General features: G+C 67.8%; 13 protein-coding genes. 2 read left to right on the top strand and 11 right to left on the bottom strand.

Annotated elements, in window-relative coordinates:
• Nucleotides 1–11: 11 nt before the first annotated feature.
• Nucleotides 12–1,421 carry a GGDEF domain-containing protein gene (locus ATF69_RS20280; RefSeq protein WP_146872081.1) on the top strand — a complete coding sequence of 470 codons (1,410 nt, stop codon included), beginning with the start codon at nucleotides 12–14 and terminating at the stop codon, nucleotides 1,419–1,421.
• A 33-nt stretch (nucleotides 1,422–1,454) separates the two neighbouring features.
• Here ATF69_RS20280 and ATF69_RS20275 read toward each other — a convergent pair whose 3' ends face one another.
• From ATF69_RS20275 to ATF69_RS20260, 4 genes are all read right to left on the bottom strand, one after another.
• A complete protein-coding gene (locus ATF69_RS20275) occupies nucleotides 1,455–2,507 on the bottom strand; it encodes a zinc ribbon domain-containing protein (RefSeq protein ID WP_056747930.1) in 1,053 nt (350 codons plus the stop codon).
• Between the two features lie 119 nt (nucleotides 2,508–2,626).
• Nucleotides 2,627–3,421: a DUF2145 domain-containing protein gene (locus tag ATF69_RS20270; protein WP_146872144.1), complete on the bottom strand. Its 795-nt coding sequence runs from the start codon at nucleotides 3,419–3,421 to the stop codon at nucleotides 2,627–2,629.
• 71 nt (nucleotides 3,422–3,492) lie between these two features.
• Nucleotides 3,493–3,966 carry a hypothetical protein gene (locus tag ATF69_RS20265; protein ID WP_146872143.1) on the bottom strand — a complete coding sequence of 158 codons (474 nt, stop codon included), beginning with the start codon at nucleotides 3,964–3,966 and terminating at the stop codon, nucleotides 3,493–3,495.
• Nucleotides 3,967–4,099: 133 nt separating this feature from the next.
• Nucleotides 4,100–4,588, bottom strand: coding sequence for a YiaA/YiaB family inner membrane protein (locus ATF69_RS20260; protein ID WP_056065512.1), 489 nt, complete (start codon nucleotides 4,586–4,588; stop codon nucleotides 4,100–4,102).
• Between the two features lie 294 nt (nucleotides 4,589–4,882).
• On the opposite strand from ATF69_RS20260, the gene ATF69_RS20255 reads away from it, so the two are divergent.
• A complete protein-coding gene (locus tag ATF69_RS20255) occupies nucleotides 4,883–6,064 on the top strand; it encodes a saccharopine dehydrogenase family protein (RefSeq protein WP_146872080.1) in 1,182 nt (393 codons plus the stop codon).
• Nucleotides 6,065–6,137: 73 nt separating this feature from the next.
• On the opposite strand, the gene ATF69_RS20250 is transcribed toward ATF69_RS20255, so the two are convergent.
• From ATF69_RS20250 to ATF69_RS20220, 7 genes are read right to left on the bottom strand one after another with little or no spacing between them, the layout of a single operon-like run.
• Entirely contained in the window at nucleotides 6,138–7,118 is a 981-nt protein-coding gene (locus ATF69_RS20250) for an NAD-dependent epimerase/dehydratase family protein (RefSeq protein ID WP_146872079.1), read from the bottom strand.
• On the bottom strand, nucleotides 7,118–8,113 hold the full coding sequence (locus ATF69_RS20245) for a fumarylacetoacetate hydrolase family protein (RefSeq protein WP_146872078.1): 996 nt from the start codon (nucleotides 8,111–8,113) through the stop codon (nucleotides 7,118–7,120). Before ATF69_RS20245 ends, ATF69_RS20250 begins: the two co-directional genes overlap by 1 nt.
• Before the next feature lie 21 nt (nucleotides 8,114–8,134).
• Complete coding sequence (locus ATF69_RS20240) at nucleotides 8,135–9,124, bottom strand: tripartite tricarboxylate transporter substrate binding protein (protein ID WP_158641498.1); 990 nt, start codon at nucleotides 9,122–9,124, stop codon at nucleotides 8,135–8,137.
• Nucleotides 9,109–9,873 (bottom strand): SDR family NAD(P)-dependent oxidoreductase, encoded by a 765-nt coding sequence (locus tag ATF69_RS20235; protein ID WP_425291794.1) that lies wholly within the window; start codon nucleotides 9,871–9,873, stop codon nucleotides 9,109–9,111. Before ATF69_RS20235 ends, ATF69_RS20240 begins: the two co-directional genes overlap by 16 nt.
• The gene (locus tag ATF69_RS20230) at nucleotides 9,870–10,841 is read right to left on the bottom strand and encodes a Bug family tripartite tricarboxylate transporter substrate binding protein (RefSeq protein WP_146872076.1); all 972 of its coding nucleotides are present in this window, start codon (nucleotides 10,839–10,841) and stop codon (nucleotides 9,870–9,872) included. Before ATF69_RS20230 ends, ATF69_RS20235 begins: the two co-directional genes overlap by 4 nt.
• Nucleotides 10,838–11,419 (bottom strand): cupin domain-containing protein, encoded by a 582-nt coding sequence (locus ATF69_RS20225; protein WP_146872075.1) that lies wholly within the window; start codon nucleotides 11,417–11,419, stop codon nucleotides 10,838–10,840. Before ATF69_RS20225 ends, ATF69_RS20230 begins: the two co-directional genes overlap by 4 nt.
• A 15-nt stretch (nucleotides 11,420–11,434) precedes the next feature.
• The gene (locus tag ATF69_RS20220) at nucleotides 11,435–12,232 is read right to left on the bottom strand and encodes a cyclase family protein (protein WP_146872074.1); all 798 of its coding nucleotides are present in this window, start codon (nucleotides 12,230–12,232) and stop codon (nucleotides 11,435–11,437) included.
• Nucleotides 12,233–12,240: the final 8 nt, after the last annotated feature.

The following is a 12,240-nucleotide window of genomic DNA, read 5'->3' as shown; positions in this document are numbered from 1 at the left end:
TCGCTGCCGACATGCCGCCCACCCTGCCCCGCCTCTTTGCCCCCGCCCGGACCGTTCCCCCGCCCGTGGCCTGGGCCGCCCTGGCGCTGCTGATCTTCACCGCCTGCCTGGTGGGCATCTTTGCGCGTCCCATCGGCTTTCTGTCGGCGTTCTGGCCTGCCAATGCACTGCTGCTGGGGCTGCTGGTGCGCTACCCCCATCTGGCACGGCCACCCGCCTGGGTGGCGGCGGCAGTGGGCTATGTAGCGGCCGACCTGGCTACCGGCAGTGCCTGGGGCATGGCCCTGTGGCTCAACGCCGCCAACCTGCTGGGCGCCACCGCCGGCTGGCTGGTGCTGCGGGGGCTGGACGAGCCCATCCTGCGGCTGCAGCGCACGGTGGCGGCGCTGTACCTGCTGCTGGCAGCGCTGGTTGCCAGCGCAGTGGGTGCGCTGGCAGGCTGCGGCGCGGCACCGGTGTATTTCGACTCCCCGTGGACGGACCTGCTGTCCCTGTGGTTCAGCACCGAGCTGATGAACTACATGCTCATCGTGCCCGTGGTGCTGGCCGCTCCGCGCGCGGCAGACCCGCCCTCGCACACCCCGGACACCCCCCTGTTCTGGCGCGTCGCACCCGTCAGTTCGCTGGTGCTGGCCGAGGGCATCCGCACGCTCATCGGCGGGCCCGGCATGCTGGCTTTTGTCGTGCCCGGGTTGCTGTGGTGTGCGTTGAGCTACAGCGCCTTCACCTCCAGCCTGCTGTCGCTGGTGGTGTGCCTGTGGACCATGGCTGGTGTGGCTACGGGTGTGCTCAATTTCACACCGGCCCATGCGGGCGATGTGTTCTCGCTGCGCGTGGGCGTCACGCTCCTGGCCCTGGGGCCCCTGGCCGTGGCCTGTGCCAGCGCGGCGCGCGCGGAGGCCCTGCGGCGCCTGCACCATGCCGTGCGCCATGACGACCTGACGGGCGTGCTGGCCCGCCGTGCGCTGCTCAAACAGGGCGATCGCCTGCTGGAGCGCTACCAGCGTGAATCCACCGGGCTGGCGGTGATGATGGTGGACGTGGACCACTTCAAGCAGGTCAACGACCAGCACGGACACGGCGCGGGCGACCGACTGCTGGTCAGCATTGCGCAGACCATGGCGCGCGCGCTGCGCGCCGACGACGTGCTGGGTCGCATGGGGGGCGAAGAGTTTGCCGCCGTGCTGCCCGGCGTGTCCCCCACCGAGGCGCAGGCCATTGCAGAAAGGGTGCGCAGCGCCGTGGAGCGGCAGGCGCTGGATGCGACGCAGGGCGGCCCCCAGCGGGCCACCGTCAGCATCGGCCTGGTGCACAGCGCCACTCTGGGTGCGGATGCCGACATGGACACCCTGCTGCTGGCCGCCGACACGGCCCTGTACCGCGCAAAGGCCGAGGGGCGCAACCGGGTGATGGTGGGCTAGGTCAGCGTTGTCGGCGCCGCTCTGCGGCCCGCCTCACTCCTGCGCCAGTTTCACGCCCGCCCCGGTGCCACAGGCATGGCAGAACCGTGCAAACGCGCTCTTGCGGGTGCTGCAGTGGCCGCAGTGGTCGAACAGGCCGATGCCGCAGTGCGGACAAAAATCGATCTTCTCGTTTTTCAGGTCCACGGGCCGCTCGCAGCCGGGGCACACGCTCTTGGCCAGGCGGGCCAGGGCCACGTCGTAGCTCAGTTCCTTGCGGCGCTCCTGGTCGGGCAAGGCCTCGGCCAGCTTCTGGCGCTCCAGATAGCGGTTGAGCGCCTGGATGGCGTAGCGCCCAACCACAGCCGTCACGGCAATGCCCACCACGTAGCGCACGTAGCCGCCGTAGCTCGGCAGGTAGGGCACCAGCTCCACAAAGAAGGCAAACAGCGCAAAGAAGATAAAACCCCACACGAACGGCCAGTAGGTGCTCTTGCGCTTCTTGACGAACAGCCAGCCGGCTGCGGCCAACAGCGGCAGCGTGAGGGCCAGGCGGTACAGGAACACGCGCAGCTCGACCTTGCGGCGCTCGGCCCCGAGCTTCACATAGCCGTCGGACTCCATCTGGTTGAGCTGCTCCTGCCGGGCGGCTGCCGCCTGGCGGGCATCAAGGGCGGCCTGCTGCTGCGTCTCCACCGCCTGCTGGGCCTTGCGCTCCACCAGCTTGAGGGCGTCGAGCGCCTGGGTGCGCGCGATCACCTCGGGGTCCTGGTCGGCCCGCTGCGTGGCGCTGCGCGTGGACAGCCAGTTGTTGAAGCTCTCTCGCTCGGCCTGCACCTCGCTGCGCACCTTGCTGCGCTGCAGCTGGGCCTGCTCCAGCGCGGTCTGCGCGTCCTGTTCGGCCTGGCGCGCCGTTTTGACCTCGGCACGCAGCTTGTCGGCTGCGGCTTTGTCCAGAAAGTCGTCCACCCGCAGCGGTGTCTCGACCTTGGGCAGATCGCCCACGATGGTGCCGCCCAGCCCGATGAGGAAACTGGCAAACACCAGCGCCACCAGCCACAGGCCACGGCGGAACCATTTCTCGGACAGTCTCAGGGACTTGCTCATGTTCTTCTCCTCGGTGGCGCCGGGCGCCGGGGTTGGGTGCACCCTGCAGCGCACCGGAAAATGCTCTTCTTTTTATAGCTACCAGCGCATATATTGATTGCGCCTGCTGGCATTTTGATTCAAATTTTGATCGCCAGCACCACGGGGGCGGCTGCCAGCTGCGTACGCTGCATCCAGGCCAAGACTGAATCGACGGTCACGGTCTCAATGCGGTCCGAGAACCGTTTTTCGTTGGGATGGTCGTCAAACGCAATGTTGGCCGACCCCACCCGCCCGCCCATGCGCGTGAGCGGGCCCAGCCTGAGCGTGGTGGGCTCGTAGCCCTTGAACTGCAGCCAGGCCTGCGCCTGGTCGCGCGAGCGCACGGTGGCGGGCTCCATGGCCATCGCCAGGGTCTCCAGCGCCCACTGGTTGGACTGCTGGTATTTGCGGCCCCACGCGTAGCTGACCATGCTGTAGGGCGGGTGCTGCAGCGCCTTGGTGCGGCCCTTGTCCTGCAACACGGCCAGCAGGCGCTGCTGCACCTCGGGCGTGGGGACGGCGTACACGGCCTCGTAACGCCACAGGTCGTCCAGAAAGAATTCGCCCAGGCCCTGGCGGTACAGGTGGCCCACCGCCGTGCCACATTCGTTGAGCTTGTGCGCCACGCGCCACGGGCCTTCGGCCGTCTTGTAGGCCCAGCCGAAGTGCGAATAGCGCAGACCGTATTTGGAGAGGTCCTGCCCCGCACGGGCCAGCACCACCACCTGTGCGCCCGACTTGGTGTGCTCGGCATCCAGCGCTACCGAGGTTTGTTCGGCCAGCTTCATGCCGCGCTCGATCACCTGCGGGGGCACGGGCTTGCGCGACTCGCACGAGCGGCCCGCGTGGGCCGGCGTGGCGGCCAGCAGCGCGACCCCAGCGAGGAACACCATGCCCACCACGGCAGGGATGCGCTGCGCGGGGCTGCGGCCAAAGGTCAGGGTTTTCACCATCGTGCCGCTCCTCAAAGACGTTCGTTGTGCAGCAAGGCGCGGCCGATGGCGTTGGGCACAAAGGCAATGGCCTCGCCAGCCGCCGACAGGATCACGCCCGTGCCGATCACGCTGCAGGTGACCACGGTGCCCACCGCGTAGGCCGATCCCGCCGCACCACGGCCGACCACCTCCACACTCACCTGGGCACCATCCGATGCACGCTCCAGCAGGTACACCGTACCCACGGCCGAGGCCTCCACCGCCCGCACCGTCAGCACCGCGCCGCCCACCGACAACGCCGCCGGCACCGTCACCACCGCACCGGCGGCCGCCGAGGCCACTGACGCCGTGCCCACCACCGAGGCCACGGGCAAGAGCGACAGCGCGGCAGAAGCCTCGCTCTGGGCCCGGGCCGGTGCAGCAGCCACCAGGGCCGCGCACAACACCCCAGCCGCCAGCAGAGCGCGGGGCAGGCGAGCGGCAGAGCCCCACGAAGAAAACATGGCATTCATCATCATTCACTCCTCAGGGTACGGCCCGCCCACACACCCAGGTGCGGGACAGACCGGGTCGAAAGACCAGACAGAAATTCATCCAGAAGGGCGGCGGGTTGCCGCCTGTGCACACCGGGTGCGCTCAGTTCACGCTGCTGTTCTGGGCAGCGGCCTGGGCAGCTTCGCGGCGGCCTTGCAGGCGGGCGTCGAGCAGGTCGGCCTCATGGCGGTCGCGCAGCATCTTGGCCAGCGTGAAGGCGGTGGTGATCAGGTACAGCCAGCTCACGCCCAGGAACGCCTTGTAGGTCACGTTGATGTCCATGCTCAGCAGGCCCCAGCCGGTGAGGCCCATGGCCACCGCAAAGCCACCCCACACCACCAGCTTCCACATAGGGGTGTCACCACCGCCACGGCGCGAGGCGCTTTCGTTGTCCCGCACAAACTTGGCCAGCACAAACGCGGCCGAGAGACAGAACACATAGCCCATCACCATGAACGCCTGCTCCAGCTGCTCGCCTGGCAGCCACGCCAGGCCCACGGCGCACAGAAAAACCGCGATGCCGAACGAGACCCACACCTGCAGCTGCCAGGCCTTGGTGTCACGCTGAACAACGATGGGAGAAGAAGACATTGATGTGGCGCCCTGAAGGGCGTTGGTTGAACACGGAACGAATGGTGCCCAGACGTAACTTGCGTGTCTGCATTGAACCGTAACAGTGGCCACCCGCAGGCTATCCGGTATCGTTTTACGGTACTTTTTCTCAGAAAATTCGGTGCAAGCCGTTGTTCAGGCCCTACGAGGCCCTCGCCACGCACCTGCGCGACAGAGGCGGCAGGCACGGCCACAGAGAATGGCGGCCTCTCCGGGCAAGGCAACTTCTGCCTGCCCCCGGACCTTGTACTTCTGACGGACGGAGCCCCCACCATGACCAAACCTTTTGACCTCGTCGTCCACGGCGCCACCGGCTTCACCGGCCGCCTGGTGGTCGAATATCTGCTGCAACGCTACCCCGCCGGCAGCGGCCTGCGCTGGGCCATGGGGGGCCGCAATGCCGACAAACTCGCCGCCGTGCGCGACGAAGTGGGCGCCCCCGCCGACACCCCATTGGTCGTGACCGACACCAGCGACCCCGCCAGCCTACAGGCGCTGATGGACGCCACGCGCCTGGTGCTGACCACCGTAGGCCCCTACCAGCTGTATGGCAACGAACTGGTGGCCGCCTGCGCCAAGGCCGGGGTGGACTATGTGGACCTGTGTGGCGAGCCCGCCTGGATGCGCCAGATGATCGACGCGCATGAAGCCGCCGCCAAAGCCAGCGGCGCGCGCATCGTGTTCTCGTGCGGGTTCGACTCCATTCCGTTCGACCTGGGCGTGTTCCTGCTGCAAAAGGAATTCCGCCACCGCTTCGGCCACCCCGCCCCGCGCGTGCGCGGCCGGGTGCGCAAGATGAAGGGCACCTTCTCGGGCGGCACCGCCGCGAGCCTCAAGGCCACCATGGCGGCCGCTGCCACCCAGCCCGGTGTGCTGGACCTGCTGAAAAACCCCTTCTCGCTCACCCCCGGGTTTGAAGGCCCGCGCCAGCCCTCGGGCAACAAGCCCATGGTGGACGAGGCTTTGGGCGATGGCGTCTGGGTCGCGCCGTTCGTGATGGCGGCCATCAACACGCGCAACGTGCACCGCTCCAACTTCCTGCTGCAGCACGCCTACGGCACCGACTTTGTCTACGACGAAATGCTCATCACCGGCCCCGGCGAAAAGGGCGAGGCCATCGCCAACGCGGTGGCGGGCGACAAGTCGCTGGGTTCGGACCAAGGCCCCAAGCCGGGCGAAGGCCCTTCGCGCGAGGAACGCGAGAACGGCTTTTATGACGTGCTGTTTTTGGGCACCGACGCCGCAGGCAACACCCTGCGCGTGGGCGTGAAGGGCGACCGTGACCCCGGCTACGGCTCCACCTCCAAGATGATCACCGAAGCGGCGGTATGCCTGCTGCAGGAAGCCACGGAAACACCTGGCGGCATCTGGACCACGGCCCCAGCGATGGGCGACTGGCTCATCGCGCGGCTGCAGGCGAATGCGGGCCTGGACTTCGCGGTCGAGACGCCCTGAACGCGCCGCAGACCAGCGCCCGCATCGGCTGAAGGCCCGGCGCGTCACGGGACGCGCCCTTTTTTGTCGCCCCCTACTTCACTCCACCACCGCCCTGCAGCCCGCCCAGCACGCGTGTGACCAGGGACTGCAGCGAGCCGTCGTTCTGAAAACCGACCGCCTCCGCGCGGGGCGTGTGTAAGGCGGGCAGGCGGCCGAACAGCGTCTCAATATGGGCATCAGGCGCATACCGAATCCACTCGGCGGGATCGGCATCCACCGCGCGGGCAATGGCCTGCACGACCTCTTCCACCGAAGAGCGCAGCACCGGGGGTTGCCAGCACCGTTCGGCCGGCATGCCCTCTGCGGGCAAGCGTGCGGCATGCACCAGGTTATCCAGGCAGCACCCCAGCGACATCCACCATGCCGTGGCTTGCGCCGACACGGGGCAGGTGTACGCCTGCCGCACCCGCAGGGCATGGAAGATCTGGCTCATGAATGCGGAGCCATGGCCCGTTTCTGCCGGGGGCCGCGCCACGATGCCGGGCAGCCGCAGGCTGCGACCATCGATATCGCCACGCCGGCTGTAGTCCGCCACCAGCAATTCCGCCATCCACTTGTGCACCCCGTAGCTGAGCGTGGGCTGCGGCCACTGGCGCTCATCGACCGCCTGGGCGCCCAGCGCGCCATACACCGCCACCGAGCTGGCAAACACCAGCCGCGGGACGGGTGCCCGCCCTGCGCGCACCGGGCGCGCCAGCCCTTCGCACAAGTCCACGGTATCCAGCAAATTGGCCTGCACACCCAGCGCAGGTTCACGCTCGGCCAGCGATCCCGGGACACTGGCCAGGTGAAATACGCAGCCGGGCGGATCGTCTTCCAGGGCGTCGAACAATGCGCGGTCGGCAAAACTACCGACATGCCATTGCACGCCCGGTGCGCAAGATGCAACAGGCCCAACGCGGTCCACCAGCGTCAGGCGCAAGGGCGTACCGGGCACGAGTGGGGCGGACTGCAACCGCTCGGCCAGGGCGGAACCAATGAACCCGCCGGCACCGGTGACGAGCACATGCATCAGCGTGCCCCCGTGCCTGCAGCCACCACGCGCTGGTGCACCACACCAAAAGGCCCCTCACGGCCATCGGGCCAACGCGCCTGCATGCGCACGGTATCGCCGTAGCGCATGAACGGCGTCTTGGCGGCGCCCTCGTCCAGGATCTCGATCACACGCCGCTCGGCCAGGCAGGCTGAGCCTGCATCGCGGGCCTGGTTGGACACGGTTCCCGAACCGATGATGGTGCCTGCCGTGAGCCGCCGTGTGCGGACCGCGTGGGCAATGAGCTGGCCAAAGCTGAAGTTCATTTCGCCGCCATGCGGGTGGCCAAACCATTGGCCGTTGGAGTCCACATGCAGCCGCAGATGCACCCGCCCGTTCTGCCAGGCATCGCCCAGTTCATCCGGCGTCACGGCCAGCGGGGCAAAGCCGGTGGAAGGCTTGGCCTGCAAGAATCCAAAGCCCGTCTTCATTTCGTGCGGGCCCAGCGCGCGCAGGCTCCAGTCGTTGATCTGCACCACCAGGCGGACGCAATTCAATGCTGCTTCAGGCGTCACGCCCATGGGCACCGGGCCACAGACGACGCCGAACTCGCCCTCGAAATCGATCCCATCGGCCTCGCTGGGCAGAGGCACGTCGTCGCACGGGCCCAGAAAGTCGTCGCTCGCGCCCTGGTACATGACCGGGATGGTGTCGAAATGCGGAATGGGTGGCGTGTTGAAAGCGCGCTCCATCAAGCGGCCATGGTTGAGGAAAGCCGATGCATCGAGCCACTGCGGGCTGCGCGGCAGGGGGGCACTGCAGGCCGCCGGGTCGAACGCGAAGATGCCGGTTGCCGTGCCCGCCTCCAGCGCTGCCGTGCGCTCACGCAAAGCGGGTGCCACAGTGTCCCAGTTCTGCAAGGCCTCCAGCAGGCTCGCGGCTATCGGAGCGGCATCGACGGCCTGCAAGCCGGTGGAAGAAACCAGTACCAGGCGGCCGTCCAGGCTACCGTCTTTCAGAGTTGCAAATCGCATCGCCAGTCCTATCAGGAAGAATCAGGAAGAAGGGGTTTCCAGTCGCAGCCCCGCCGCCCGGATCACGCGGGCATAGCGGTCGGTCTCTGCAGTCAGAAATGCGCCAAACTCGCGCGCACTCTGGGTGGGGGTATCGGCACTGCCCAGCAGGGCCAGCTTTTCGCGCAGCTCGGGCTGGGCCAGGATGCGAACGCATTCGGCATTGAGCCGCGCGATGGCCTCGGCGGGCAGGGCAGCAGGAGCCAGCAGGCCAAACCAGCCGGTGACCTGAAAGCCTGCCAGTCCCGGTGTTTCGGCCACAGTGGGCAGATCGGAGGGCAACGCAGGCGAGCGCTGCGCGCCGGTCTGCGCCAGAAGGCGAATGCGCCCGTCCTTGACCATGGGGGCCACGGCCAGGGCGCTGTTGAACATGAGGTTCACCTGCCCGGCCGCCAGATCATTGAGGGCGGGCGCAGCGCCTTTGTAGGGCACATGCAGCAACTGCACTTCGGCCTGCTGCGCCAGCATCTCGCCCGCCAGGTGCAGCACATTGCCGACCCCGGCCGATCCGTAGCTGACTTGCCCGGGCTTGCGCCGAGCCAGGTCAATCAAATCGGGCAGACTGCGGACCGGCAGGGCTGCTGGCACCGCAATCACCATGGGCCCGGGGCTGGCCACCAGGGCTACGGGGGCAAAGTCGCGCTGCGTGTCATACGGCAGCCGGGGGTAAAGGCTGCCGTTGATGGCGTGAGCGGCGCTGACCCACAGCAGCGAATGCCCATCGGTGCTGCGGGCTACGGACTCCGAGGCAATGATGCCGTTGGCACCCGCGCGCGACTCCACCACCACCGGGCTGCCCAGGGCCAGGCCCAGCTTGTCGGCCAGCAGGCGGGCCACCAGGTCCGAACTGCCTCCGGCCGCGAACGGCAGGACGATGCGCAACGGCCGTGAGGGCCAGGTGGCTGCCCAGGTGCTCATGGGCAGCGCCAAGGCACTGGCCAGCAGGGTTCTTCGGTTCAGCATGCCGTGCATGGTTTCAACTCCCATCGCTGATGGTGGTGCCGCCGTCGACCACCAGGTTGTGTCCGGTCACAAAGGCCCCGGCGGGGCTGGCCAGCATGGCGACCACGCCAGCCACTTCCTCGGGTTCTCCGGCGCCGCAGCGGCGTGGCCTGGATGCGCCGCGCCATGAAGGCGTCGTCGGCCATGAGCCGCTCAGCCAGCGGCGTGCGGATGAGGCCGGGCGATACGGCGTTGACCCGTACGCCCATGGGCACCCATTCCACAGCCAGGTTGCGCGCCAACTGGGCCAGCGCCGCCTTGGTCAGCCCGTACAGGCCCATCGACCGGTTGCCGCGCAGGCCCGCGATCCTGGAGATGAGCACCGCGCTGCCGCCGCCCCGCGCTGCCATGCCAGGCAGCACCAAGGCACACAGCCGCGCTGCGGCGCACAGGTTGATGTCAAACACCTGCTGCCAGTCTGCATCGCTGGCATTGGCCAAAGGCCCCGCAGGCCCCTGGATACCGGCATTGCAGACAAGGATGTCCAGCGGCCCGGCGCGCTCCACCAGCGCAGCGATGGCCGCAGGCACCGCCATGTCGGCAGCGATACCGATGGCGTTGGGCAACGACGCAGCGACCTGCTCACAGGCCAGCGCATCGCGGTCAGAGACCACCACCCGGGCGCCCTGCTCGGCCAGGGTGCGCGCAATCGCCAGACCCAGGCCCTGGGTGGCGCCCGTAACCAGGGCGGTGCGACCCTGCAGATCAAAGAGACTCATTCGACCTTGATCCCGGCGTGGCGAATGGCCAAGCCCCATCGCTGCGATTCGCTCTGGATGAACTCGCCAAATGCAGCGGGCGCCAGCGGTGCAGGCTCCAGGCCCAGCGGCCGGTAGCGGCCCAGCACCTCAGGCGACTCCAGCGCCGCCACCACCGCCTTGTGCAGCACTTCGACCACCGGCGCAGGCGTACCCGCGCGCACCATCACACCGTTCCAGCCCGGAGTGTCGAGGTCCGCATGCCCGGCTTCGGTCAGCGTGGGCACCTGGGGCAGCACCTGCAGGCGCAGCTCGCTGCCCACGCTGACCAGCGCGCGCAGCTTGCCTTCGCGCACCAGCGGCAAGCTGGATGCCACCACATCGCACATGAAATCCAGGCGCCCGGCCATCAGGTCCTGCAGCGCGGGCGCTGCGCCCTGATAGGGCACATGGGTCATGCGCGAACGCGTCTTGATGCGCAGCTGCTCGGTCCACACATGGGGCTGGCTGCCCTGCCCGTACGAGCCATAGTTGAGCCCATCACCCGCAGCCGCCGCGCGCAGCAGGTCGGCCAGAGTCTGGAACGGACTGCCCGCAGGCACGACCACGACCAGCGGCGACTTGAACAAGCGCGTCAGGGGGGCAAAGTCCTTGAGAGGGCTGAAGCTCAGCTTGGCGTACAGCGCTGGGTACATGGCCAGCGGGCCGATGTCTGCGTACAGCAAGGTGTGGCCATCGGCGGGCTGCTGCTTGACGTACTGAGCCGCCAGTTGCGCGGCACCTCCGGGCTTGTTTTCCACCACCACGGCTTGCTGCATGCGCTCTCCCAGCTTCTGCACCAGCAGGCGCGACATCGCGTCGCCAAAGCCCCCGGCCGGGTAGGGCACCACCCAGCTCAACGGGCGCGCGGGATACGGGGTTTGTGCCAACGCCCAGGGCGTCAGCGCTGCGGACGCTGCAGCGCCCAGCCATTGACGGCGCGTGCTCATGGCTGCTCCTTGGCAGGTGCGGCCACCGACGCATCAAAGCGCCCATCGACAAGCACAAACAGCATGCGGCACGGCGCACCCGAGCGGTTGGCCCAGGCGTGGTTGGTGCCCCGCTGCACCACCACACTGCCAGGGCACAGCTGCACTTCGCCCTCATCCAGGATCAGCGTCAGTTCGCCTTCGATCACCACACCGTAGTCCACCGATTCGGTGCGGTGCATCAGCGGGTGGGGGGAGTCGGCCTTCACCGTAGACGCCGCAGCGTCGCCCACCTGGCGGAAGGCGTCGTGCATGCGTTCGGCACCGTAGGCCAGAAACTCCGGCGTGTCCGGCGGGATGTCCACAAACCGGAAGCGCGTTCCACCCTGCGGGGGCGGCAGCACCAGCGGGCCGAGCGTCGGGTCCGGGCCGTTGTCCACGACCGCGGGCGATTCGGAGGTGCTCCACACTTCGTGGAACACGGTGCCTGGGATGGCGGCGATCTCGACCACCGTGGGCAACGGCCCATCGCTGGCAATGATGGCCCGACCTTGCGCGTTGTGACCGGTAACCACGCGGTGGATGGATGGAAAACCCATGAACGAACTCCTGACTCAATCTTCAAAAATGGCGACCGCGCGCGTCCAGCCTGCTGAGGCGCCGCGGATCTTGTGGGGGAAGCAGCTGATGGTGAAACCCGTCGGCGGCAGCGCCTCCAGGTTGTGCAGCTTTTCCAGGTGGCAGTAGCCGATGTCGCGGCCCGCCTTGTGGCCCTCCCAGATCAGGGCCTTGTTGCCGGTTTCCGCCACGCGCTGGGCGGTGTATGAAAACGGTGCGTCCCAGCTCCAGGCGTCGGTGCCCGTGAGGCGCACACCGCGTTCCAGCAGGTACATGGTGGCCTCGTAGCCCATGCCGCAACCAGCGCCCAGGTAGTCCTTGTGCCCGTAGCGCGAGCCCGCGCGGGTGTTGACCACCACGATGTCGAGCGGCTGCAGTGTGTGGCCGATGCGGGCCAGCTCGGCCTCCACATCGGCAGCGGTGGCCACATAGCCATCGGGCAGGTGGCGGAAGTCCAGCTTCACACCCGGCTGAAAGCACCATTCCAGCGGCACTTCGTCAATCGTGATGGAGGGGCGGGCTCCGCCGTTCTTCGCGTCCTGCGTGGAGTGGAAGTGCCACGGCGCATCGAGGTGCGTTCCATTGTGCGTGGTCAGCGTCACCCATTCGGCGGCAGCTGCTTCGCCATCCGGGTAGTCCTCAGGCCGGGTGCCCGGGATCATGGCCATGAATTCGGGCAGCGTGTCGGCGTGCTTCTGGTATGTGATCTTGGGCGCCAAGGGAGGCGGGTCGGACAGGACATCGTTTTCCAGATAGATGGAAAGGTCCACGAAGCGGCGTTTGGGTTTGGTCATGGCAGGGG

The sequence above is a fragment of the Acidovorax delafieldii genome, from assembly GCF_007993815.1.
GTDB lineage: Bacteria > Pseudomonadota > Gammaproteobacteria > Burkholderiales > Burkholderiaceae_C > Acidovorax > Acidovorax delafieldii.
This window is presented reverse-complemented; position numbering and strand designations above follow the sequence as displayed.

What these genes read in the sequence shown, in the direction of transcription:
- ATF69_RS20280 (WP_146872081.1), top strand. Translation starts at nt 12, where the DNA reads ATGCCGCCCACCCTGCCCCGCCTCTTTGCCCCCGCCCGGACCGTTCCC.
- ATF69_RS20275 (WP_056747930.1), bottom strand. Translation starts at nt 2,507, where the DNA reads ATGAGCAAGTCCCTGAGACTGTCCGAGAAATGGTTCCGCCGTGGCCTG.
- ATF69_RS20270 (WP_146872144.1), bottom strand. Translation starts at nt 3,421, where the DNA reads ATGGTGTTCCTCGCTGGGGTCGCGCTGCTGGCCGCCACGCCGGCCCAC.
- ATF69_RS20265 (WP_146872143.1), bottom strand. Translation starts at nt 3,966, where the DNA reads ATGTTTTCTTCGTGGGGCTCTGCCGCTCGCCTGCCCCGCGCTCTGCTG.
- ATF69_RS20260 (WP_056065512.1), bottom strand. Translation starts at nt 4,588, where the DNA reads ATGTCTTCTTCTCCCATCGTTGTTCAGCGTGACACCAAGGCCTGGCAG.
- ATF69_RS20255 (WP_146872080.1), top strand. Translation starts at nt 4,883, where the DNA reads ATGACCAAACCTTTTGACCTCGTCGTCCACGGCGCCACCGGCTTCACC.
- ATF69_RS20250 (WP_146872079.1), bottom strand. Translation starts at nt 7,118, where the DNA reads ATGCATGTGCTCGTCACCGGTGCCGGCGGGTTCATTGGTTCCGCCCTG.
- ATF69_RS20245 (WP_146872078.1), bottom strand. Translation starts at nt 8,113, where the DNA reads ATGCGATTTGCAACTCTGAAAGACGGTAGCCTGGACGGCCGCCTGGTA.
- ATF69_RS20240 (WP_158641498.1), bottom strand. Translation starts at nt 9,124, where the DNA reads ATGCACGGCATGCTGAACCGAAGAACCCTGCTGGCCAGTGCCTTGGCG.
- ATF69_RS20235 (WP_425291794.1), bottom strand. Translation starts at nt 9,873, where the DNA reads ATGAGTCTCTTTGATCTGCAGGGTCGCACCGCCCTGGTTACGGGCGCC.
- ATF69_RS20230 (WP_146872076.1), bottom strand. Translation starts at nt 10,841, where the DNA reads ATGAGCACGCGCCGTCAATGGCTGGGCGCTGCAGCGTCCGCAGCGCTG.
- ATF69_RS20225 (WP_146872075.1), bottom strand. Translation starts at nt 11,419, where the DNA reads ATGGGTTTTCCATCCATCCACCGCGTGGTTACCGGTCACAACGCGCAA.
- ATF69_RS20220 (WP_146872074.1), bottom strand. Translation starts at nt 12,232, where the DNA reads ATGACCAAACCCAAACGCCGCTTCGTGGACCTTTCCATCTATCTGGAA.